Below are 24368 nucleotides of genomic sequence, written 5' to 3'. Positions count from 1 at the left end.
CATTTTGCATAGACTGAGTTATCTCTTCTATAGCAGTAGCAGATTGTTCTAAAGAAGAAGCTTGTGCATTAGAGCTAGTTGATAGATTAGTAATTTGTGTATTTAGCTTTTTAGCTTCTTCATTAAGTAAAGAAGCAAAGCTTAAAGAACTTTTTAACATCTTTCTTATTTCTTCTCCTAAGGCATTAGTTACTCTTTCTACACTACCTTTATTAGCTATATTACCTTTATCATCTAATACAGAAGTAGAGAAGTCTAATCTAAGATAGCTATCAAATACTCTTTCTATTTCATTCATATTACTTCCTATCTTAGTTTCTAATACATCTAACATATTATTAAGTACATCTTTAAGTTCTAGTAATTGAGGATTAGCAGGGTTTTTAGTTATACGTATACTTAGATTACCTTCTTCTATAGTCTTAGCTACTTCTAGGGCTTGTGATACTGCTGAAGAGTCTTTGGAGAGAGAAGATTGGATATTAGTAATATTAGAGTTTATTACATTAGCCATTATTTTAAATTCATCTTTTAGTTTCTTATCTAGTAGCTTCATATTACTTACTTCATTTTTATTTAAAGAAGTAAAGAAGTTAGTTAGAGAATCTTTTATATAAGTTATAGAACCTACTATGTATTTATAAAAGAGTATGCCTGCTATTAGAGAGCATATAACAAGGATGATAAATGTAATTATTAGATTAATCCAAAAGGAGTAGAGCATCTTTTGTTTGATGGGGGTCATCAAAGCGTCTAGATGATGTTGTAAGTCATCTGTGTAAACTCCATAAGATATCCATATATTATTAGTATTTGGAATCACTATGGCATAAGACATCTTTGGGGCAACCACGCTATTACCATCGCTGCTATACTTTGGCCACATATATCTAACAATACTGCCCCCACTAAGTGCGGCTTGCTCTTGAACTCTATAAACATAGATTCCATTAGGGTCTTTTAAGTCTTTTGCATCTTTGCCTATAAGACTACGGTCAGGATGCGATAAAAGGATAGTCCCTTTTGCTGCAAAAAAGTAGCTACTTTTATCATCCCCCATCCTAATCTTACCTATAGCCTTATCTATAACCGCAATTTGCTCTTTTTCTGGCAAGCCATTTATCAAAGAGCCAAGAGAAGTTGCCATAGAGACAGTGGTATTTTGCAGCATCTTGTTGGTATTAGAATAATATGTCTTAGTAAAACCTTGCTCAAAAAGTTTGATTTGATGTTCACTATTAAAGAAAAATAGCACAAACACAACTATAAAAACTATAAATATAAATGACATAAACGCCATAAGCTTCGTTCTCATAAACTTCCTTTGTATGGTAAGTGAAAACGTGAAAGTAGCATGCTAAATCGTATCTTCACTTATAAATATATGCTTATTCTAATCCTAAAATGAAAGTTAATGTATAGTAAACAGCAAAAAATGCTAGATATTAAAATTTTCTTGTTAAATAGACGTGGCACTAATTGATAGCAAGGGGAAAAAGTAAAGTTTTAAAGCATTACATTTAAAAAATAAGAGTGATGTAAAAATATGGAATCTAAAAATAATAAGTATCATGAAGTAAAAAAGTGGTACGCCCAAGAGGATTCGAACCTCTGACCTACGGCTTAGAAGGCCGTTGCTCTATCCAGCTGAGCTATGAGCGCAAAAAAAATGACTTTGGAAGGGGGGGTTGACTGGTACGCCCAAAGGGAGTCGAACCCATAACCCCCAGATCCGAAGTCTGGTGCTCTGTCCAATTGAGCTATGGACGCAAACATAATGGGGTGGGAGATGGGGCTTGAACCCACGACCTTCGGATCCACAATCCGACGCTCTAACCAACTGAGCTACACCCACCATAAAAAAATGGTCGGGGTGAAAGGATTCGAACCTTCGACCCCTTGGTCCCAAACCAAGTGCGCTAACCAGACTGCGCTACACCCCGACGAATTACAAAATAAAGGAGAGATTATGCCTAGACTTTTTAGAAAAGTCAAGACGTAATCAAAACGTGGATTTAAACTTAAAAAGATTCTTAAAATCTTTTTAAAAACAACCTAAACTCTAAAAGCTAGCACTTTTTAAGTCTATCAGCCCTAGACTACCTTAAACTCTACTTTTGCTCTTTATAGATCTTATCTTCTACACCTATAAAAATCTTAGCTAACTCGTTATAAGCCTCTTCCCAAGCCTTTAAAACTTCAGGAGTTGCATCATCTTTCATAACTGTTTTTATAGCCCTTAAAAGACACTCACCAACTATAGGATAATGCTCTGGTTTAACCGCGACATTAACATGCACCTTACCTATCTTTTCAACTGTAGGCATGATCTTTTCTAGATTATCTATATTTTGTGCTGCTGCTAAGATGGCATTAGCTAGGGCTTTTGGCTGATGGCCACTTTTTTGTTTTTCAGTGCTAAACATAGGCTTTACTTCAGGATATCTTTCAAACATATCCCTATAAAACTCTCTAGTTAAAACTTCGCCATTTTGTTTTATAGCCGGTACTGTTGACTTTATAATATTAATAGATTCTTGACTTATCATTTATTTCCTTTTATATATATGCCTTGATTTTAAGCTCTCACAAGGCAAGACAAGTATAACTATGATACGCATAACTACTTTTGATCTACATCAAGCTTTTATATATCAAGCTTTAATGCTAAGCTTTACTATGTAGGCAATTATTAAGATAACTACTATGAAAGAAATACCTGCTATATAGCCTACTGCATGAAAGAGGCTAAAGGTTTGTAAGATTACTATAGAGGCTATTATAAACACATAAGCTAAGATTCTAAAAAGAGAAAAGCTTAGCTCTACTCCTAGTGAGAAGCGAGAGGTATCTAGGGCTTTAAGGAAGTCTTTTTCTTGCTTTTTGTCATCTTTTTTATCTAAGTCATCTTTTGAAAGTGCTTCAAGGTTAGCTATATTTTTAGCATTAGCAATCTTGGCTTTTGACTTAGCTTGCATGCCTTTAAATGAAGCTAGGATTATAAAAATAAAGCCTAGTGCGCCAAGGATAAAATTCAGCCCAAAAACTAATCCTAGCAAAAAACTAACTACAAAGCCTATCAGTATGAAAATAACTATGCCTAAAATGCTTTTTTGCATTAGAATCCTTGCAATGAATTTGCAAATTATAACCTTAAGGGGTGAGTTTTATGGAAGTGATATATCTAGCAGGTGGATGTTTTTGGGGAGTGCAAGCTTACTTTGATAAGCTTGAGTGCGTAATACAATCAGAAGTAGGCTATGCAAATAGTAATATTCCTAATCCTAGCTATGAAGATGTATGTAGACATAGATCTAGTGCTAGTGAGTGCGTAAAGCTAACACATACTAATCTTTTACTAGTTTTAAGATACTTTTTTAAGATAATAGACCCCTTCACTCTTAATAAGCAAGGTAATGATAAAGGCTCTCAGTATAGAACTGGTATATATAGCACTAATGAAGAGACTTTGGTGCGTATAAAAGACATAGTTGCTAGCTTTCAAGCCTCTTATAGCAGGCCTTTTAGAGTGGAGATACTGCCTTTAGAAAACTTCTACAAAGCAGAAGAGTATCATCAAAAGTATTTAGAAAAAAATCCAACTGGCTACTGTCATATAAACTTAGATGATACTTCCTTATAAGCTACTTTATAACTTTAGAAGCTATAAAAGGTGCGCCTATATTAAAAAGATTTTCTATCCTTACTTGTTCGTTTTCGTTTTTCTCACAGTCTCTAACTCCAAAGCGTTCAAGAGATGTAGGCGCGTTCATATTACCCGCACTTAGGCATTCATTATCATCATTACCTATAGCTTCTATCTGTACTGCCCCACTTGCTGTTGGGAGTATAGAAAAGATATTTTCATAGTTACCTTCTCGAAAACTTTTACAAGAATCTGTATCAAGCTTGCCGTCTTTTCTTATCATAAGACATATATCAGGCTGGGCAGGATTAGCAAACTGGGTTACTCCAAAAGGGAACTTTTCTGCCATGCTTTGAGGTAGATTAACCTCTCTTAGAATCCAGTTTTGCTCTAATAAATTATTAGGGTCTTCATCATAGCTAAGTAGCCCACCTGTATAAATGCTTCTAATGCTAACTAGTGGGTCTACATTTTCTGCTATGTCTATTTGAGGTTGTATATCTATGGGAGGGGCTTTAAACGTAGAAGTTTGCAAAGATACGGCATTTATGCTTTGAAAAATAGCTGCTATTCCTAGTGCTATAGCCATAAATAAGCCTTTTTTTATAGTTAATATTTTCATTAAGACCCCCTTAAAACTTTCTAAAGTTAACTGGTATGTGATCAGAAGTGATTTGACTTCGCATATTAGCAAGCATTAATATTGCCGCTAAAGCAGGTGCGCTAAAAGTAGTAGTACCAGAGTTACCAGCTATAGCGTAATCAAGCGTCCTGCCACTATTTTGCGTAGGTGTATTGGTAGCTATTACACTTACTCTTTGCTGGATTCTAGGCTCTAAGGCGTTATATAAGGAATCTGGCTCTCTATTAAAGTCCCCTCCTACTAGCCAGTTAATTTGAGGTTGACCTACAAAGGTTCTATGTACTTCTTCTATGATAGCTGGTGCGTCACGTCCACCGCTTGCTAGTGCATGGGCTGAAAAAAAGACATCATTCCCAAGTCTTATGCCTATTATCGGACGTGAAGCAGTTGTTGGCGGGGCTAAGACATAGACATCATCTGCTTGATTCCTAGTAACTATGGCTAGGTTTACGCGGTTTGCGCCAACATCTATACGTGAGTAGTAGATATATACTATATCAGGGCGAGAGGTAGTTCCTAGATTCCAAGCATACTCATGTATTGGGATACCACCATGTTGTACTACACGCTCAGTCTGTCTAGCACTTAGTGGTAAGCTTCCAGCTTCTTGGATAAGTAAGATATCTGCAGAGCTATTACCAGTTAGAAGTTGTCTTACGTTTACATTCCACTTACTTTCAGTTGCAGCTGAGCTTCCTTGCATATTCCAAGAGGCTATATTGTGATCTTCTAAGGCAGCATAACTTAAGCTAAAGCTTAAAAGTAAAAGTGCTAAAAGTTTCATTTTCTCCCCTTTAGTGTCTTTAAGTCTATGACTATAGGCGTTGTAGTATTAGCAGGAGGGATAATCTGCCACTGTTGAGAGAGATTAAGCCCATCTTGACAAGCCTCTAGCTTGATAGAGTAGTAACTTGCCCCCTTAGCTAAATCACTAGCTATACAAGTGCCCGTGCCAAAGTTTTTAATCTGCACAGCACCATTAGCAAAAGGCTTTAACTCCCAAAACTGTGCTTGATTAGTATCTTGACAAATTGTGTGTATGACGCCATTTAAGTAGCCATTTAGACAAGTATTTGTTAGTTTATTTCTTATTTGCACGTAGTCTTTAGGGTAGATGATAAGTTGCCAGTTTCTTGCATCACCAAAAGAGATGCTATTAATTGGACTATAGCCCCATACCCAGTTGCCAGAAGCTAGCGCCCAAACTGTTATTAATGCGTCATTTTGCCCAAGGATTGATACATAGTCTGAAAACTCAGGCTTGTTATAAAATACCTTAGTATCATCAAAAGGGTTACTTGGGTCTACTGGCTCATTAGGCCCTTTTACTATGTCATTTTTTATAGGATAAGAAGAATTTGAAGCTAGCATAGCCTTAAGCTTATGTCTTTTATCTACAAGTGCTCTTGTATCTTGAGGCTTAGAAGCACTTTTAAACACGTTAAGCTTTAAGGTGTTATCTTGTCCTTTTACTAAGCGTAGCTTTTTACTAGGCTCACTTGGAGTTGTGCCTATATTAAGCACATCTCTATTACCTTGTATTTTAAAGCCCTTATAACTTAAATCCAAGCTAGTAGTAGCAGGTGTAATCTTGCTAGCACAAGCGACAAAGGCAAAGGCAAGAAGTGGTGGTGCTAAGAGAGATAAGGTAGAGAAAACTTTTACCATTTACATCCTTTGAGTAATGATTATCAATATTTGCATGGTAGTATAGTGGATTTTAAACAGTTAGTAAATAGACTTGATGCTGAAAGTTCTTTGATAAATGGTCCTTTTTGTTTTTTAGTTTTCCGTTATAATTTTTAGCAATTTCAAAATTTTTCAAGGACATATAATGACTATAGGAATCCTAGGTGCTATGCAAGAAGAGATAAAGCCTCTTTTAGACTACTTCAAAGACTATGAAACTATCAAAGTTGGAAAACAAAACTTCTATCATATAAAGTATAAAAATAAAAATATATATCTAGCCTATAGCCGTATAGGCAAGGTGCATGCAGCCTTAAGTGCAAGTATCTTAATCTTAAAATTTGGCTGTGAGAAAATCATCTTTAGTGGTGTTGCTGGCGGGCTTGCAAGTGATCTAAAAGTAGGTGACTTACTACTAGCTACTAAAACTTGCCAGTATGATGTAGATATAAGTGCTTTTGGTCATCCTCTTGGCTTTATCCCAGAATCTAGTGTTTATATGGAAAGTGATAAAAGCTTAAATGAGATAGCTAAAAAAGTAGCTAGTAAGCTAAATATCAAGCTAAAAGAAGGAATCATAGCTAGTGGAGATAGCTTTATAGCAGATGCGAAGAAAAAAGAGTGGCTAGTTAGTAACTTTAAAGCAAGTGCTGTTGAGATGGAAGGGGCTAGTGTAGCTGTAGTTTGTGATAGCTTAAAAGTACCTTTTTGCCTTTTAAGATCAATAAGTGATAGCGCTGATGGCAGTGCTGATGTAAGCTTTGATGAGTTTTTAGAATCTTCTGCAAAAGTCGTAGCTAACTTTGTTATAAACATGCTTGATAATATAGAGGGGTAAAAAGTGCGTCTACTTTTAACAGTTGGACGCTACTTTAAGCAGCGCTTTGGCTGCAAAGTAAGAAAGATCCCTATCTCGCTAAATGGCTTTACTTGTCCAAATATAGATGGTACTGTGGCAAAAGGTGGCTGTATCTATTGCAAAAATGAAAGCTTTTCTCCAAGCCTAGCGTTAAATAAAAAAGACTTTAATAACTTTAAGATTAACTCTAAGATGAGTGAAAACCCACTTTTAGAGCTTCAGCTAAAAGACTTAAAAGAGCAGTTTACCCACCATACACGCTTTTATAAAGATGAATTTAATATAGGCAAGTATATGGTCTACTTTCAGTCTTTTACTAATACTTATGCGCCTATAAGCACGCTTAAAGCCTTATATGACACTGCCCTTAGCTATAAAAACGTAGTAGGACTTAGCATAGGCACAAGAGTAGATTGCGTAGATGATAAAGTCTTAGACTTGCTTGAAGGCTATGTAAAGCAAGGCAGTGAGATATGGCTAGAGTATGGAATCCAATCTATTTATGAAGATAGTCTTAAGCTAACAAATCGCGGGCATGGCATGGAAGGTGTAGAAGAGCTTTTTGCTAAAACTTCTGCACGTGGTATCAAAGTCTGTGCCCATCTAATCTATGGCCTACCTAATGAAAGCCCTGATATGATGTTAACTAGCTTAAAAACTATCCTTAGCTACAAAGTCCACTCTATTAAAATCCACCCTCTTTATGTAGTAAAAGGCACCATGCTAGCTAATATGTACAAGGCTGGCAACTACACCCCTATCACTTTAGAATCTTATGCTGATTTAATAGTTGAATCAATGAAACTAGTACCTGAAGATGTTATGGTACAGCGTCTTAGTGCAGGTGTGCATGATGAAAGCTTGATAGCACCAAAGTGGTGTTTTGATAAAAATGTGCAGATGAAATATATTAGAAGTCGTCTAAGAAGTGAAGGGATAGATTATTAAAAACTAGATGGCTTGTCTATAGACAGCTTATTGCTTTATTTTAATTTTTCAATGATAAAAAAAAGAAAGTGTTAGGATATAGAATCTAAAAACATCTACTATCCCACGTTATGAGTTTCACTCACTCCTAGCATCAAGTCATAAATAACTACTAATGATAAAACTAGCCTTATCCCCTACTCGCACTATTTTAGCTATAATCAAAGCTTTAACACACTAGTAGTTGGATGAGTGAATTGGCAGATAAAAGATTATTTATATATGTGACCTTGCTTTTAAGCGTAGGAATACTTATGAGTTACTCTCTGAGTGCTTATGCCATAGTATTTTATAACTACTCACAGTTTCACTTTTTAGCAAGAGAGCTTATCACTGGGATAATAGGCATCATCATAATGTGGGGGCTTTCTTACCTAGACTTAAATAGGCAGTTTTTTATAGTAGGCTTTATCATCTTAGTAGTTTCTGCCCTGCTTATCTTCATACTTCCTTTCTTACCAGATTCCATAGCTAGTAGCGCTGGGGGTGCAAAAAGGTGGATAAGGCTTCCTGGCTTTTCTTTAAACCCTATAGAGCCTTTTAAAGTAGGCTATATATTTTTTATATCATGGAGTTTATCTCGTAAGTTTGACTATAACAATAAGTACAACTTACTAGATCAGATAATGATACTTATCCCTCACATCTTTGTCTTTGCAGTGATGGCTTTTATGATAGCTGTCTTTCAAAACGACCTTGGGCAAGTTGTGCTTTTAGGTGCAAGCTTTATCATCATCTTAATCTTTGCTGGAGGAAGCTTTCAGCTTTTTGGCATCATCATCTTAGGTTTTGGTGCCATAGGGTCTATACTTATAGCAACCTCAGCCCATAGAATCTTACGTCTTAAAACTTGGTGGGCTAACATCCAAGACTTAGCCCTTGCTATAGTTCCTAATAGCTTTGTAAAAGACTTACAAGTTAACAACCTCCCAGAGCCCTACCAAATCCACAACGCAGCAAATGCCATCTATAATGGAGGCTTTTTTGGCACAGGACTAGGTAATGGCACTTTTAAGCTAGGCTTTTTAAGTGACGTGCATACTGACATGGTTTTAGCTGGCATAAGTGAAGAGTTAGGCTTCATAGGTCTAGCTATCTGTGTAGCACTAATCTTTTTTATAGTTTATAGAATCTTGCGTATATCTTATAGACAAAGAAATAGATTTTATTACCTCTTTTGCCTAGGCATCTCTCTTCTTATAGCTATAAGCTTTATCATTAATGCTTTTGGTATCGTTGGTATCACGCCAGTTAAAGGTATAGCCGTGCCGTTTTTAAGCTATGGGGGCTCTAACCTCTTGTCAAACTGTATAGCCATAGGACTAGTCTTAGCCCTTTCTAAAAAAGTAAAACTAAAGTAAGCGTTTTAACTACCCATGCCAAACTCTAATAAAGACGATTCTAAAACACGTGCTCTAAGCCTAAAGTATGCAAAAAATATGGAGTTTTTTAAAGTCTATAATCCTAAGCTTTTTGCCTCTTTAAAACTGCCTCCAAGCGAGTTTAATCTAGTGGTTAACGCTAAAGGTTTTAATATCTTAAATCTTAAAACTAACAGCCTAATCTACCCAGAGATAGATGGAATCTATACTATGGAAGAAGCCCATACTAGCTTATCTTGCCCCTTTTCTAGCTCCTTATGGCAGCTAAGCACTAATCACATCAGCCTAAATCCCCTTGAAAACTTACTAGATACTAAAAGGCTTCCTTTAACTGCAAGCTTTTATAACGCCTTACTTTTAAAGCACCTAAGCCCTACTTTTAACCTTCAAGAAAAGCTAGAAAGCCTAAGCACCTTGCCTAATATCATGCTTTTTGGTTTGCTTGGAGGGCTTTTTTTAGAAAAGATGTTTAAAACCTATAAGCTTAGTAATCTTTTAATCTATGAAGATAGCCTTGATCTCTTTCGCATAAGCCTTTATTTTGTAAGCTACTTTGATATAGCTTGCAGTCTTCAAGATAGATTCTTACTTGTAGTTAGTAACCTAAACTTAGAGTTAAGCAAAAAGCTTTTAGAAGTTTACTTTGCCAAAAATAGGATTAATAACAACTTTTTAAGCCTAACTCTAAAAGCCTATACTTCTAAAAACCTAGAATCTTTTATGCACCTTAGCAGTCTTGTCTATGCACAAAATGCAAGGGGTTGGGGGAGTTTTGAAGATGAGTTAGTAGGTCTTAAAAACGCCCTTTTTAATCTTAGTGCTTGCAAACTTTTAATGAAAAATAAAGCAAAGCTAGCTATGCCAATATGTGTTATAGGCTCAGGCCCTAGTTTAGATTTAAACCTATCTTTTTTAAAACAAAACCAAGAAAGGATGATACTTTTTAGTGCTGGGACTGCCCTAAAAGTCTTAAAGGCTAATGGTATAAAGCCAGACTTTCAAGTAGAGATAGAAAGAAGCGACTACCTAGATAGCATCCTTAAAGATGACTTAGGTGACACTCCTTTAATCATGGCACAAGTTGTAGATAGAAAAGTTAGCACCTTAGCTAAAGATGGCTTTTTTTTTATTAGAGGTGGTAGTAGCACGGCTTATCTTGATCCTTTTGCTAATAGAAAAGATAGTAAATATGCCATCTTAGAAAATGCTGCTCCTTTTGTAGGAAACGCTGCTTTTGAACTAGCTTGCATGCTAAGTCAAAGCGTTATAGTCACTGGGCTAGATTGTGGTTATATAGAAGGTAAAAGCAAGCATGCAAAAGGTAGCTTTTATGGAGATGAAGCTAAAAGCTTGCCAGAAGGGACTATAAAGATAAAAGGAAATCTTGACTTAGAAGTCTATACAGATTCCCTTTTTGCCCTCTCGCTAAGAAAGCTAGAATCTAGTATATTAGACCATAAAGCTAATGTTATAAATATAGGCTATGGTGCTTTTATAGAAGGCTCAAAGAGTGCTTATCAAGAGACTTTAAGCCTAAAAGATATAGACAAAAAAGATGCCTTAAGTCTAATCTCTTCAAGCTTTTTGCAATCTAGCATTAAAGTAAATCTTGATAAGATAAGAGATGACTTTAATAAGTTTATAACTAAGCTTGCCTCCTTAGACTGGGAAAAAGAGACCTCAGACTTGCTTTATGATATAAATGCACTCTCTTTAGACTTTAGCAGCAACAAAGATACAAAGGTAGCTGGAATCTTACTTGAAGGAAGTCTAGCTTTTTTAGCACAAGGCTTAAATCTAGGGGCATTTTTTGCTAGTAAAACTCTTACAAAAGAAGACAAAAAGTCTTATAAAAAGCTAGTTTTAGACTGTCTTAGTCAAATGGCAAAAAGACTTACAAGCATAAAGGATACTTAATGTTAGATGGTAAAAGCATACTTATAACTGGCGGAACTGGCAGCTTTGGCAAGAAGTTTGTAGAGATAGTCTTAAAACTTTATAAGCCAAAAAGACTAGTGATTTATAGCAGGGATGAGTTAAAGCAGTATGAGATGGCACAAGTTTATAAAGATAAGTGTATGCGCTACTTTATAGGTGATGTTAGAGATGATAAGCGTTTAAAAGACGCTATGAATGGCATAGATATATGCATACACGCTGCAGCTTTAAAGCACGTCCCTATAGCAGAATACAACCCTATGGAGTGCATAAAAACTAACATTAATGGTGCAAGTAATGTTATAGATGCTTGTATCTATAATAATGTCTCACGTGTCATAGCCCTATCAACTGATAAAGCAGCAAGTCCTATAAACCTCTATGGTGCCACTAAACTTGCAAGCGATAAGCTTTTTACTAGTGCTAATAATATAAAGGGCAACAAAGACATAAGATTTAGCGTAGTAAGGTATGGCAATGTCATAGGAAGTCGTGGAAGCGTAGTGCCATTTTTCAAACGCCTTATAGAATCTCAAAAAGATAGCCCTGCTAAAACTTTGCCTATAACAGATCTTGATATGACTAGGTTTTTTATCTCACTAGACCATGGTGTAAAATTTGTTATAGAGTGTCTAAGCAAGATGCAAGGAGGAGAGATCTTTATACCTAAGATTCCAAGTATGAAGATAACTGACCTAGCCCACGCTATCGCCAAAGAAGCTAAGTTTGAAGTCATAGGTAAAAGACCCGGAGAAAAGCTTCATGAAGTCATGGTAAGTAGTGAAGATGCTTATCTAACTTATGAGTTTGAAGGCTTTTATGTCATAGCCCCAAGCATATCTTTTCAAAGCGGCATAGACTTTAGCACTAATGCCTTAAAAGAAAAAGGCAAAAAGGTAGAATCTAACTTTGTCTATGCGAGCAATACTAATACAAAGTGGCTTACACCTAAAGAGATAAAAGACTTAATAAAGGATATATAATGAAACTTATCGCAGCTAACCTTAAAGCTAACCTTACGCCAGATTCTACAAACACTTATCTTAAGACTTTAGAATCTACTCTTAAGACGAAAGTCTTAGTTTTTCCAAATATAGCCTCACTTAAAGCTAACACTTTTATAAATATAGAGCTAGGCACCCAAGACGCCTACCCTGTAAAAAATGGTGCTTTTACTGGGACTATAGGCAGTGAAGTTTTAACAAGTCTAAGTATAAAAACCTTACTTTTAGGGCATAGCGAGATGAGGGCTAGAGGAGATAGTCTCATAAAAGAAAAGTTTAGTTTTTATAAAGACTTAGGCTATAAAATCATCTTTTGCATAGGAGAAGATTCTAACATCTTAGATAAAAAAGGCTTTTTAGGCACGCAGCTAAAAGACTGTGATTTAGATTATGAAAACTTAGTTATAGCGTATGAGCCTATATGGGCTATAGGTAGTGGTAAAAGTGCGACTTTAGAAGATATAAATAGCACTTATAAGATGCTTAAGACTTTAGGGGCTAAAAAGATTCTTTATGGTGGTTCGGTTAATGAGACTAATGGCAAAGATATCTATTCTATCACAGATGGTCTTTTAATAGGAGGCTTTAGCTTAGATCCTTTAAAGTTTGCTAGCCTTGCAAATGAGCTAGATTCTATAAGCTTATAAAATCCAAGTCTGCTTGATGCTATCAAAAGGTCTTTAAGCTAGCCTACTTAAGCCATTTAGAATGTTTTGATTAGGGTATTTTGATAGTCATGGCACTAGCTTTCTACCTAGCCTCTTATACCCTTATCTCTAGCTTCCAACTTCTCCTTCATCTTTTTTATATATCATCATAACTGAGCTTCTTGGCGTTGAAGTTGTGCCATTAGGAAAGTGACTTTCTACACTTATCATGCCTCTTTTTTTAGCCTCTTCATACTCTTTATCACTACCAAAGGCATTTTTAGTAATGCCCTCTCCGGGGTGTTGTATACAGCAAAACATAACACTTTGGTCTTCATTAAAAGTGATACCTGTTACTTCACTTGCCCTAGGTGCACTAAGGAAGCGTTTCATCTCTCCAGTTATAGGATTTGCCGCAAAAAGCCCATTGTTCCCTTGACCTTTAAAAGGGCCTTCATTACTATAGTTGCCATCAGTTGCTATCCAAAGTCTGCCACTTTTATCAATCTTTAATCCATCAGGACTATTAAACATAGAATCTTTACTAACACTTCCTTTATTAAGCCCTTTTTCATATACAAGTGGATTCCCACCTAAGGCATAGATACTCCATCTAAACTCATCTAGCTTATGGTTATCATCTTTTGCCCTCCATTGCATGATCTGCCCATAGATATTATTAGCCCTTGGACTAGCAGGGCCTTTATCCTTACGTTTAGTGTTATTAGTCATAGTTACATAGCAGTAGCGTTTGTCATTATCACTTGCTATCCACTCACATCTATCAAGCTCTGTAGCACCCACAAAGCTTGCCGCTTCCCTAGTGCGCAAAAGTATGTCAGCTTGGTTAAAAAAGCCATTTTCTTTAGTTAGGCCATTTTCTAAGTAAGCTAGGGCTAGCCACTTTCCAGTGCCACTTAAATGAGTTTCATCATCACTTGTTAGTCTTGCTACATAAAGCGTGCCATGATCTAAAATATCAGGGTCTTTAGAATCTATACTCTTAGTGCTTACAAACTTATATAAAAACTCATTAGCCTCATCATCACCCATATAAGCAGTTATAGTCTTATCACTATTAACTATTATCTCTATATTTTCATGCTTAAAGCGGCCAAGTGAAGTGCGTTTTATGGGAGTAGATTCTTTATTGAAAGGATCTATTTCTACTATCCAGCCAAAGTTGTTTACTTCATTTGGGTGTTTAGCTATATCAAAGCGAGGGTCAAACTTCTCCCAAGAGTAAAGACTATCATGCTTCATACTAAAGCGTTTTTGAGAAGGGCTTAGCTTTAAGTTTTTATCACTGCTACCAAAGTACTCATCTATATTTTCCTCACAAGTTAGGTAAGTCCCCCATGGTGTTTTGCCATTAGAGCAGTTTCCAAAAGTGCCCTTACTTTTTATGCCATCACTGAAGGCAGTTTTTAAAGCACTAGACTTACTAGCCCCTCCACTTAGTCTAGTAGGAGTATTAGCATCTATCCTTCTATTGTATTTAGAATCTAGTACTACCTTATAGCCTCTATCATCTTTTTCTATCTCAAAGATAGATACTCCAAGGCTAGCTTGCATGTACTTCACATCATCGCTATTGATATTTTTACCAAAGTGGTTGAACATGATTTCAGGATTAGGATATTCATTATTAGCTACAAAAAGTGCACGGGTTTGGCTTAAGGGGAAGTATAAGATTCCATCATTATTATCCCCAAAGACTAACTTTTGGTTTAGCAAAGCCTTAGAATCTATAAGCTTACTTTCATCATAGTTATAAGCCTTGCTAAAAAGTGGATCTCCAAAGCTTATAAGTACTTTTGCCTCATAGCCTTTTAGTTGGAGCTTGAAGTTTAAAGTGTCTTAGTGACTTAAAAATGACACCTTGTTTATTAAGTCTTGGCTTTATTTTTAAGAATCTTAGATTTGACACTTACTACTATAAAGATTATCATCCCAACGAAGGCTATAAAAGCAGTTACTAAGAACATATTAGATAGTCCTAAGTAGCGGACTAAAGGCTGAGAGAAAAAAGGCGAGATAAACTGCCCCATAAACAAAAAGCTTGATAAAAAGCCATAAGCCCTAGCTTTAATCTTTTCTTCTGCAAGAGAGAAAAGCCAAGAGCTGTTATTAACTAGCATGATGCCTATGCCTATGCCTGAAAGCACTAGGGCTAAAAGCAAAACTGGATAGCTGTGAATTAGGCTTATAAGTAAAAAGCCTGCTAGCATGAAAAAAAATGATATGGCATATAAGAGGTAGATTCCAAAAGTGCGTCTAAGTTTGGCGTAAAATAGTGCGATAAACGCCATGGCAAAGGCTGATAAAGCTAAGCTTTCACCAACTCTGGCTGATTTTTCATGCAAGATATCTACCATAAAAAAAGGAAGCTGGGTTGGGATGGTGTAGTACATTATCATATTAACTAGAGTTAAGATATAAACTGGCACAAAGGTTAGGAATCTAAAACCACTTTTTTTATCTGTAGCGTGATGGGTTATGTGGTGTTCACGTTTTACTTCAAAAAGATTAAGCGCGGCAAAAGCTAGGATAAAAAGTCCTAAGAAGTAGACTAAAAAAGGAAAGTGCCAGTTAAGATGGGCTAAATATCCACCAATGATTAGCATAATAGCCCCACCAAAGGATCTAAAAAATCCCTGTTTTGAAAGTGCTTTTTCCCTTCTTGAGCCTTGGAAGTAATCACTTAGCAAAACACTAACACCATCCATAACAAAAGAAGTAGATATACCAAGCACAGCACGCGATATAAGAAGAGAGTAGATGTCATTTAAAAAGTAGCCTATGCCCCCACTTATAGACCATATAGCCATGGCTGGGAGGATGAACTTTAAACGACCATATTTATCAAGTAAGATTCCAACAAAGGGTGCCATTATCATTATAAAAAGGGCTGGTAAGGTTAAGATAAGCTTTGAAAGCAAGTCTATATGAGGCACATAAGCAAAGTGTCTTTCTAGGTCTGGCAGTGAAGGAGAGATGATAGCCCCACCTAAAACTGTCATAGTTGAAAGTAAAAAAAGAGATGTTTGAAAGACACCAGAATCTGTTTTTTTCATAAGTGCTGGGCTTAGCGACATTTAATAATCCTTAATAACAACGGATCTAAAAATATATATTAAGCCATCAATTTTAAATGCAATCAAAGTCCTTTTATAAAATAGGTGTAATAAAGTTTATTTTAAGCTAAATAGTAAAAATATACCAATAAGTATAAAAATATTTAATCTTTTGGAAGTTTTTGATAATTTTAAATGGGCGTTTATGAGAATAGTGAAGAGACTAATGCCTTTCTTAAGACATAACTTATAACTTAGATAAAAGTAGATTCTATAATGTAAAAAAGCCCCAAGCCAAGCTTTAAAGCCTAACTTTAGGGGCTAGTAAAAAAAAGGGGGGTTATTAGCTAAGAAATATTTTACATCTAAGCTAATAAAAAGGCTTGGCTTAACTTACATCATGCCGCCCATACCACCCATTCCTCCCATGCCACCCATATCTGGCATAGCAGGTGCAGGCTTATCTTCTTTTATCTCGCTAATAGTAGCTTCTGTAGTTAGAAGTAAGCTAGCTACTGAAACGGCATTTTGCAGTGCTATCCTTTCAACTTTCAAAGGATCGATAATACCTTCTTTAAACATATCTACATACTCGCCATTACTTGCATTAAAGCCAAAGTTATCTTTATCTGATTCTTTAACTTTGTTTACAACTACGCCTGCATCAAAGCCTGCATTACTTGCGATTTGTGCCATAGGTGCACTGATTGCACGTTTGATGATTTCATAGCCGATTAACTCATCATCAGTTAGTTTTAAGTTAACTTTGCTAGCTGCTCTAAGAAGTGCTACACCACCGCCTACTACTATGCCTTCTTCAACAGCAGCTTTTGTAGCAGAAAGAGCGTCATCAACTCTATCTTTTTTCTCTTTCATCTCAACTTCGCTAGCAGCACCAACTTTTATAACAGCTACACCACCACTTAGTTTTGCTAGTCTTTCTTGAAGTTTTTCTCTATCATAGTCACTAGTTGTAGCTTCTATTTGATTTCTGATTTGTGCTACTCTTTCTTTAACAGCATCTTTGCTACCTTTACCATCAACTATAGTAGTGTTATCTTTATCTATAACTATACGTCCAGCTTGACCAAGGTGACTTACTTCTGCAGTTTCTAAACTAAGACCAAGTTCATCACTTATAACTTCACCGCCTGTTAAAAGTGCTATATCTTTTAGCATCTCTTTTCTTCTATCACCAAAGCCCGGAGCTTTTACAGCAGCTACGTTTAACACACCTCTTAGTTTATTAACAACTAAAGTAGTTAGTGCTTCACCTTCTACATCTTCAGCTATGATTAAAAGCGGTTTGCCACTTTTCATAGTTGCTTCAAGTAGAGGTAAGATGTCTTTCATAGAAGCTATTTTTTTATCAGTGATAAGGATGTAAGGGTTTTCAAGCTCTATAGTCATCTTTTCAGTATTAGTCACAAAGTAAGGACTTAAGTAGCCTCTATCAAACTGCATACCTTCAACAACACTTAGTTCATCTTGTATGCCTTTTGCTTCTTCAACAGTTATAACACCATCTTTGCCAACTTTATCCATAGCTTCAGCTATAAGCTTGCCTATAGTGTTATCACTGTTAGCTGATATAGTTGCGACTTGTTCTATCTCGCCTTTGCCACCTACTTTTTTACCTAGCTTTTTAAGCTCAGCAATTATTGCTTCTACTGCTTTATCCATACCGCGTTTTACTTCTATAGGATTAGCCCCTGCTGTTATGTTTCTTAAACCTTCTTTAAAGATAGAGTAGGCTAAAACTGTAGCTGTAGTAGTACCATCACCTGCAGCATCTGCAGTTCTTGAAGCTACGTCTTTTACTAGTTGGGCACCCATATTAGCTATAGGGCAGGCTAGCTCTACTTCTTTTGCTACTGAAACACCATCTTTTGTAATAGCTGGGGCACCATAGCTTTTTTGTATAAGTACGTTTCTACCGCGTGGTCCCATAGTCACTTTTACTGCGTCATTTAGGGCTTTTACACCTTCATAAAGTTTATTTCTTGCTGAATCGCTAAATTTTATTTCTTTTGCCATGTGGAATCCTTTTATATATTTTGTTATTTATGCGTTTTGCGTGTTATTTTAAAACACCTAGAAGATCTTCTACATCTAAGACTATATAAGTTTCACCATCTAGTTTTATCTCATCGCCTTTGTACTTTCCAAAAAGCACTTTATCGCCTACTTGAAAGCATTTGCACTCTTGACTTACTTTGTGGCTGATGGCTTTTACTATACCTATTAGAGGTTTTTCTTTTGCACTATCAGGGATGATTATACCTGTGGCAGTTTTATTTTCTTCTTCGATTCTTTGTACTAGAACCCTTTTACCTAATGGTTGAAAAGTCATTGTATGTCTCCTTGATTTAAGTTCAAAAATTAGCACTTAAAAATTTTAAGTGACAGAATTCTAGCAATTTTAAGTAAATAAGTAAATATATTATAAGTATTTTATAAAACTTTCTTAGTCTATTAGTATCAACTTAGTTTAGCTTATACTACATAAACTTTGCTTTTTAAGCACTAAAACCTTAGCTTTGCTTACACTAACAACTAAAAATAAAAATCAAAATCAAACCCAAAAATAGTAATTAGACAAAACCCAAACTATAAAAACTAAAAGTATATGTAGCATCTAGCAAAGCCTCTATCCTTCACAAATAAGCTAGCTAGCCTAAACTCAAAGTATAAAACCACAGCAGAGCAAGCTTTTATAAGTTACATTATTACCACTTTTGCTTATTTTTTAATATAAATATTACTTTTAGTTACTTATAAAGAAAAATTGATAAAACTTACCTTGCTCTTTCATACTCAAACTTAGACTAGTAGATAAAGTTTTAGTATCTCACTTTAAAGGATACATCATGGGTATATCAAGAAGAAATGTTTTAAAGCTAAGTGCCCTTTTTGTCTTAGCTCCATTGGCTCCTAAGATGCTAAGTGCTGCAGATAGTAAGCAGGTGATGTCTAAAGCAGATAATATGAAATATCTAACCAAGTTAGTTAAAAATGGAGAAGTTTTTACAGGGGCACATTGGGGTCCTATGAAAGTCACTATAAAAGATGGCAAGATAGTAAAAAGTGAAGCTGGTGTAAAAAGAAAAGTACATAATCCCTTGCAAGACTACATAGGAGATCTAGTCTATGCTAAGTCTCGCGTAAAGTACCCTATGGTAAGAAAGTCCTACCTTGAAGACCCAACTAACCCAAAGCCAGAACTCCGTGGTAATGATGAGTGGGTAAGGGTAAGTTACAAAAAAGCCCTTGATCTAATAGAAGCTGCCATGCGACGTACTTATAAAGAAAAAGGTCCAACTGGAATCTTTGCAGGAAGCTATGGCTGGCACTCATCAGGGAATGTGCATAACGCTCAGATAGTCTTGCAACGTTTCATGGCTATGGCTGGGGGCTTTACTGGTATCATAGGAGACTACTCAACTGCAGCCTCGCAAGTAATCATGCCTCATATCGTTGGCTCTTTAGAAGTCTATGACCAGCAAACTGTCTGGCCTATAGTTTTAGAGCACTCTAAAGTCGTAGTCATATGGGGATCTAACTCTTTAGTCACACTTAGAAACTCCCACGCCATAGGCGATGATATGGGTGCAGACTACCTAGTCCAGCTAAAAGATAAAGGCAAAAGAGTGATAGTTATAGACCCTGTGCATAATGAAACTGCAAAGACCTTAGAAGCACAGTGGATAGCACCAGTGCCTAACACAGATGTTGCCTTAATGCTTGGAATCATGCACACAATGTATACTACAGGCAAGTATGATAAAAACTTTATAGAGACTTACACAGAGGGCTTTAATAAGTTTTTGCCCTATCTACTAGGTAAAAGTGATGGCGTGGTAAAAGATGCTAAGTGGGCAAAGTCTATCTCAGGAGTTGATGAAGCTACTATAAAAGACCTAGCAAAAACTATGTTTGAAAACACTACTATGCTTATGTCAGGCTGGGGCATGCAAAGGGCACATCATGGCGAACAACCCCACTGGGCACTAGTAACCCTAGCTTCTATGATAGGGCAGATAGGAAAGCCCGGAGGTGGTTTTGGGCTTTGCTATCACACTCATAATGGAGGTGTGCCTAGAAGGAAGTCAGTAGTCGTAGGTGGTATGAACACAGGGGGCAAAGGCGCTACTATGTCTATCCCAGTAGCCCGTATAGCAGACGCTATCTTAAATCCGGGCAAAACTATAGACTTTAATGGAAGAAAGATAACCTATCCTGATATAGATATGATTTACTGGTGTGGTGGAAATCCTATAGTACACCAGCAAAATTTAAACAAAACTTTGAAGGCTTGGAGAAAGGTTAATACCATAGTTATACATGAAGGTTTTTGGACATCTTCAGCAAGACAAGCAGATATAGTCATGCCAACTACTACTACTTATGAACGCAACGATATAGCTATGATAGGGCTTTTATCAAATATGTACCTAGGTCCTATGAAAGCCTGCGTGGCACCTTTATATGAAAGTAAAGATGACTATACTATGTTTAGCGACCTTGCTAAAAGATTTGGAATCTATAAAGAGTACACTTGGGATGGAAAAAGCGATATAGAGTGGGTGAAAGCTGCCTATAATGCTTCTTTAAAGCAAGCCAAGCCACAGCATATAAACATGCCTTCATTTGAAGAGTTTTGGGAGAAAAATGAGCCTATAGAGTTTGCACACTCAGAGATAGATGATAATTATGTAAGGTATGCTGAGTTTATAGAAGATCCTATCTTAAATCCACTAGGAACACCAAGTGGCAAGATAGAAATCTACTCTGAGACAATAGCTAGCTTTAAGTATGATGACTGCCCTCCTCATCCAAGTTGGCTAGAACCAGTTGAGTGGCTAGGTATGAAAAATAAACCTGCAGAGTTTCACATGGTAAGTCCTCATCCACGTGATAGACTTCACTCCCAGCTAGCCCAAACTAAACTTAGAGACACCTATGCTATAAATGGACGTGAGCCTATATGGATAAATGAAGAAGACGCAAAAGAAAAAGGTATAAAAAACGGTGATATAGTTCGTGTCTTTAACGCTAGAGGAGAAACACTAGCTGGAGCTTATGTCACTAAAGATATAGCAAGGCATGTAGTGCGTCTTGAAGAAGGCGGCTGGTATGATCCAGTAGAGCCGGGGAAAATTGGCTCACTAGATAATAATGGCACGCCTAATATACTAACTATAGACATGCCTACTTCTAAGCTAGCCTCTGGCAACATCTCCCACACAGCCCTAGTGAATGTCGAAAAGTATAAAGGCAAGCTAACGCCTATAGTGGTTTATGAGGAACCTAAAAAGATGAAAGTCTAAAAGCGCCTAACTTTTTAACTATAAATCTATCTTAAGCTAGCTTGAAGGCTTTGGCTAGATTAAGATTTTTAAGCCTTATATGCTTAAAGTGAGGGATTAAACAGAATCTTTTACTTAAAAGTTACATATTTTTAACTATTTTTTATAAAAAAACATAAACTACATACTTTTTAGGCATTTAAATTAGCATGGTGATAGAATCTTCCATGGTCATGATTATTATGATTAGATCTAAAACTTAGGAGTATGAAATATAAACATATAAAACATACTTAAAAACTAAGTGCTATTTTTGCTTTAGCACCTTGAGTACTTAAAAGCTAAGTGCAACTCAAAGTGACAAGATAATAATTAAAGGAAATATAATGAAGCATCTTAGTCTAATTGAAAATGGAGAAGTGATGACAGGAGCCCACTGGGGTCCTATAAAAGTCACTGTAAAAGATGGCAAGATAGTAAAAAGTGAAGCCGGCATAAAAAGAAAAGTGCATAATCCCCTCCAAGACCATATAAGTGATCTAGTTTACGCTAAGTCTCGCGTAAAGTACCCTATGGTAAGAAAATCCTACCTTGAAGACCCAACTAACCCAAAGCCAGAACTTCGTGGTAATGATGAGTGGGTAAGAGTAAGCTATGAAAAAGCCCTTGATCTAATAGAAGCTGCCATGCGACGTACTTATAAAGAAAAAGGTCCAACTGGAATCTTTGCAGGAAGCTATGGCTGGCGATCCTCAGGTAATATACATAATGCCCAAGTAGTTTTACAACGCTTCATGGCTATGGCTGGGGGCTTTACTGGTATCATAGGAGACTACTCAACCGGTGCCTCTCAAGTCATCATGCCCCACGTTGTTGGCACCTTAGAAGTATATGAGCAACAAACTGTATGGCCTGTAATACTAGAAAAAACTAAAGTTGTGATAATCTGGGGTTCAAACTCACTAATAACACTTAGAAACTCCCACGCCATAGGTGATGACATGGCATCAGACTACCTAGTCCAGCTAAAAGATAAAGGTAAAAAGATAATCATAATAGACCCTATTTATAATGAAACTGCAAAGCTACTAGATGCCAAGTGGATAGCACCAACTCCTAACACAGACGTTGCTTTAATGCTTGGAATCATGCATACAATGTACACAACTAATAAATACGATAAGCACTTTATAGAAACTTACACAGTAGGGTTTGATAAGTTCTTACCTTATCTACTAGGTAAAAGTGATGGCGTCACTAAAGATGCTAAATGGGCTAGTGCTATATGTGGCATTGACGAAGAGACTATAAAAGAGCTAGCTTCTACTATGTTTGAAAATACGACTATGCTTATGTCAGGCTGGGCTATGCAAAGGGCACATCATGGCGAACAACCCCACTGGGCACTAGTAACACTAGCTTCTATGATAGGACAGATAGGAAAGCCCGGAGGTGGTTTTGGGCTTTGCTATCACACTCATAACTCAGGTGTACCTCGCAGAAACGCCGTGGTTGTAGGTGCTATGAATCTAGGAGGAAAAAGTGCTACTTTATCTGTGCCAGCAGCACGTGCGACTGATGCTATATTAAACCCCGGTAAAACTATAGACTTTAATGGCAAAAAGATAACCTATCCTGATATAGATATGATTTACTGGTGTGGTGGGAATCCTATAGTACACCAACAAAACCTAAACAACAACCTAAAAGCGTGGAGAAAACCTCACACTATAGTTATAAATGAGGCTTTTTGGACGTCCTCAGCAAGACAAGCAGATATAGTCATGCCAACTACTACTACTTATGAACGCAACGATATAGCTATGATAGGGCTTTTATCAAACACCTACATAGGTCCTATGAAAGCCTGTATCACCCCTTTATATGAAAGTAAAGATGACTATACTATATTTAGCGACCTTGCTAAAAGATTTGGAATCTATAAAGAGTACACTGGGGATGGCAAAAGTGACTTAGAGTGGGTAAAAACAGTCTATGAAGCTGCCTTAGAAGAAGGTAAAACTAAAAATATAGAAATACCTCCATTTAAAGAGTTTTGGGAGAAAAATGAGCCTTTTGAGTTTAAGCACTTAGAGTCAAATGACCACTATGTAAGATACTCAAAGTTTGTAAAAGACCCTATAGCAAACCCCTTAGGAACACCAAGTGGCAAGATAGAAATCTACTCTGAGACAATAGCTAGCTTTAAGTATGATGACTGCCCTCCTCATCCAAGTTGGCTAGAACCAGTTGAGTGGCTAGGTATGAAAAATAGACCTGCAGAGTTTCACATGGTAAGTCCTCATCCACGTGATAGACTTCACTCCCAGCTAGCCCAAACTAAACTTAGAGAGACCTATGCTATAAATGGGCGTGAGCCTATATGGATAAATGAAGAAGATGCAAAAGAAAAAGGCATAAAAAACGGTGATGTAGTTCGTGTCTTTAACGCTAGAGGAGAAACACTAGTAGGCGCTTATGTCACTAAAGATATAGCAAGGCATGTAGTGCGTCTTGAAGAAGGCGGCTGGTATGATCCAGTAGAGCCGGGGAAAATTGGCTCACTAGATAATAATGGCACGCCTAATGTCTTAACTATAGATATGCCTACTTCTAAACTAGGCTCAGGGAATATAGCCCATACAGCCCTAGTTAATATTGAAAAATATGAGGGCAAGCTAACGCCTATAGTGGTTTATGATGAACCTAAAAAGATGAAGATTTAGGTCGTTACAGAATCTAAAATCATAAAAAAGTGGATTCTATAAACCTATATATTTATAGAATCCACCCCCTATAGGAAGAGAATCTAAACTTAGATTTTCTTCCAAAAAAAAGCTTAGTATTGAAATAATTAGCCCATAAGAAGAGAATCTCTTTTTACTATTTATTCTTGCTATTTATCCTTACACTTCTTCTTTTAGATATTCTTTTTACTATCTCTCCTTACACTTCTTCTTTTAGATATTCTTTTATATCCTCTTCCTATTAGCATCATTCATTATCTCATCTGCTATATGAGTTACAGAGTTAGAAATCTTAGAAGCATCATCTGCTATGTTTACATTACCTTGAGTAGATTGCTCTAGTAAAGATATAGCATCATTTATCTGAGTTATACCATTAGCTTGTTCTTTTATAGATTCAGCCATGTCATTAATTGATTGAACTAAGATATTAGTATTAG

General features: G+C 36.4%; 17 protein-coding genes, 4 tRNA genes and 3 pseudogenes. 9 read left to right on the top strand and 15 right to left on the bottom strand.

The features are described 5' to 3' along the window. The 7 genes from BKH40_RS07815 to BKH40_RS07785 all read right to left on the bottom strand — a co-directional run. On the bottom strand, window positions 1–1315 hold a 1315-nt coding region (locus BKH40_RS07815; protein WP_095278423.1), incomplete at its 3' end, for a cache domain-containing protein. Between the two features lie 270 nt (window positions 1316–1585). Continuing rightward, window positions 1586–1662: transfer RNA gene (locus BKH40_RS07810), tRNA-Arg, on the bottom strand. Window positions 1663–1693: 31 nt separating this feature from the next. Further along, a tRNA-Arg gene (locus BKH40_RS07805) sits at window positions 1694–1770 on the bottom strand. An 8-nt stretch (window positions 1771–1778) separates the two neighbouring features. After that, window positions 1779–1855, bottom strand: a tRNA-His gene (locus BKH40_RS07800). Window positions 1856–1865: 10 nt separating this feature from the next. Continuing rightward, window positions 1866–1943: transfer RNA gene (locus BKH40_RS07795), tRNA-Pro, on the bottom strand. Between the two features lie 168 nt (window positions 1944–2111). After that, the gene (locus BKH40_RS07790; RefSeq protein WP_180675167.1) at window positions 2112–2546 is read right to left on the bottom strand and encodes a globin domain-containing protein; all 435 of its coding nucleotides are present in this window, start codon (window positions 2544–2546) and stop codon (window positions 2112–2114) included. 108 nt (window positions 2547–2654) lie between these two features. Continuing rightward, window positions 2655–3119, bottom strand: coding sequence for a hypothetical protein (locus tag BKH40_RS07785; RefSeq protein ID WP_095278419.1), 465 nt, complete (start codon window positions 3117–3119; stop codon window positions 2655–2657). 50 nt (window positions 3120–3169) lie between these two features. On the opposite strand from BKH40_RS07785, the gene msrA reads away from it, so the two are divergent. After that, a complete protein-coding gene (gene msrA, locus BKH40_RS07780) occupies window positions 3170–3643 on the top strand; it encodes a peptide-methionine (S)-S-oxide reductase MsrA (RefSeq protein ID WP_095278418.1) in 474 nt (157 codons plus the stop codon). A 1-nt stretch (window position 3644) separates the two neighbouring features. Here the strand turns inward: msrA and BKH40_RS07775 are convergent, their stop codons facing one another. From BKH40_RS07775 to BKH40_RS07765, 3 genes are read right to left on the bottom strand one after another with little or no spacing between them, the layout of a single operon-like run. Continuing rightward, entirely contained in the window at window positions 3645–4268 is a 624-nt protein-coding gene (locus BKH40_RS07775; protein WP_095278416.1) for a toxin, read from the bottom strand. A 10-nt stretch (window positions 4269–4278) separates the two neighbouring features. Beyond that, window positions 4279–5073, bottom strand: a complete 795-nt coding sequence (locus BKH40_RS07770) for a cytolethal distending toxin subunit B family protein (protein WP_095278414.1) — start codon at window positions 5071–5073, stop codon at window positions 4279–4281. After that, a complete protein-coding gene (locus BKH40_RS07765; RefSeq protein ID WP_275542243.1) occupies window positions 5070–5957 on the bottom strand; it encodes an RICIN domain-containing protein in 888 nt (295 codons plus the stop codon). Before BKH40_RS07765 ends, BKH40_RS07770 begins: the two co-directional genes overlap by 4 nt. Before the next feature lie 166 nt (window positions 5958–6123). On the opposite strand from BKH40_RS07765, the gene BKH40_RS07760 reads away from it, so the two are divergent. The 6 genes from BKH40_RS07760 to BKH40_RS07735 all read left to right on the top strand — a co-directional run bounded on the left by BKH40_RS07760 (window position 6124) and on the right by BKH40_RS07735 (window position 12795). Next, window positions 6124–6816: a 5'-methylthioadenosine/adenosylhomocysteine nucleosidase gene (locus tag BKH40_RS07760; protein ID WP_095278412.1), complete on the top strand. Its 693-nt coding sequence runs from the start codon at window positions 6124–6126 to the stop codon at window positions 6814–6816. Between the two features lie 3 nt (window positions 6817–6819). Beyond that, window positions 6820–7785 (top strand): TIGR01212 family radical SAM protein, encoded by a 966-nt coding sequence (locus BKH40_RS07755; protein WP_095278410.1) that lies wholly within the window; start codon window positions 6820–6822, stop codon window positions 7783–7785. Window positions 7786–8012: 227 nt separating this feature from the next. Next, complete coding sequence (locus tag BKH40_RS07750) at window positions 8013–9185, top strand: FtsW/RodA/SpoVE family cell cycle protein (RefSeq protein ID WP_095278408.1); 1173 nt, start codon at window positions 8013–8015, stop codon at window positions 9183–9185. A gap of 15 nt (window positions 9186–9200) precedes the next feature. Beyond that, window positions 9201–11123 (top strand): 6-hydroxymethylpterin diphosphokinase MptE-like protein, encoded by a 1923-nt coding sequence (locus tag BKH40_RS07745; protein ID WP_095278407.1) that lies wholly within the window; start codon window positions 9201–9203, stop codon window positions 11121–11123. After that, window positions 11123–12127 (top strand): UDP-N-acetylglucosamine 4,6-dehydratase (inverting), encoded by a 1005-nt coding sequence (gene pseB / locus BKH40_RS07740; RefSeq protein ID WP_095278405.1) that lies wholly within the window; start codon window positions 11123–11125, stop codon window positions 12125–12127. The genes BKH40_RS07745 and pseB overlap by 1 nt, the downstream gene beginning before the upstream one ends. Continuing rightward, on the top strand, window positions 12127–12795 hold the full coding sequence (locus BKH40_RS07735) for a triose-phosphate isomerase family protein (RefSeq protein WP_095278403.1): 669 nt from the start codon (window positions 12127–12129) through the stop codon (window positions 12793–12795). Before pseB ends, BKH40_RS07735 begins: the two co-directional genes overlap by 1 nt. Before the next feature lie 129 nt (window positions 12796–12924). Here the strand turns inward: BKH40_RS07735 and BKH40_RS07730 are convergent. The 4 genes and pseudogenes from BKH40_RS07730 to groES all read right to left on the bottom strand — a co-directional run. Beyond that, window positions 12925–14616 (bottom strand): annotated as a pseudogene (locus tag BKH40_RS07730) (PhoX family phosphatase); the annotation flags it as partial. Window positions 14617–14684: 68 nt separating this feature from the next. Continuing rightward, window positions 14685–15893 (bottom strand): MFS transporter, encoded by a 1209-nt coding sequence (locus BKH40_RS07725; RefSeq protein WP_095278399.1) that lies wholly within the window; start codon window positions 15891–15893, stop codon window positions 14685–14687. A 372-nt stretch (window positions 15894–16265) separates the two neighbouring features. Then, the gene (gene groL, locus BKH40_RS07720; RefSeq protein ID WP_095278397.1) at window positions 16266–17909 is read right to left on the bottom strand and encodes a chaperonin GroEL; all 1644 of its coding nucleotides are present in this window, start codon (window positions 17907–17909) and stop codon (window positions 16266–16268) included. Between the two features lie 49 nt (window positions 17910–17958). Further along, window positions 17959–18225: pseudogene (gene groES, locus BKH40_RS07715) on the bottom strand (co-chaperone GroES); the annotation flags it as partial. Between the two features lie 517 nt (window positions 18226–18742). On the opposite strand from groES, the gene BKH40_RS07710 reads away from it, so the two are divergent. Both BKH40_RS07710 and BKH40_RS07705 read left to right on the top strand, forming a co-directional pair. Further along, a complete protein-coding gene (locus BKH40_RS07710; RefSeq protein WP_095278394.1) occupies window positions 18743–21202 on the top strand; it encodes a molybdopterin guanine dinucleotide-containing S/N-oxide reductase in 2460 nt (819 codons plus the stop codon). A gap of 365 nt (window positions 21203–21567) precedes the next feature. Continuing rightward, the gene (locus BKH40_RS07705; protein ID WP_095278393.1) at window positions 21568–23907 is read left to right on the top strand and encodes a molybdopterin guanine dinucleotide-containing S/N-oxide reductase; all 2340 of its coding nucleotides are present in this window, start codon (window positions 21568–21570) and stop codon (window positions 23905–23907) included. 246 nt (window positions 23908–24153) lie between these two features. On the opposite strand, the pseudogene BKH40_RS08780 reads toward BKH40_RS07705, so the two are convergent. Then, a pseudogene (locus BKH40_RS08780) lies at window positions 24154–24368 on the bottom strand (methyl-accepting chemotaxis protein); the annotation flags it as partial.

The sequence above is a fragment of the Helicobacter sp. 11S02629-2 genome (assembly GCF_002272875.1).
GTDB lineage: Bacteria > Campylobacterota > Campylobacteria > Campylobacterales > Helicobacteraceae > Helicobacter_I.
The sequence above is the reverse complement of the archived record's forward strand: the minus strand, read 5'-3'. Positions and strand labels throughout refer to the sequence as shown.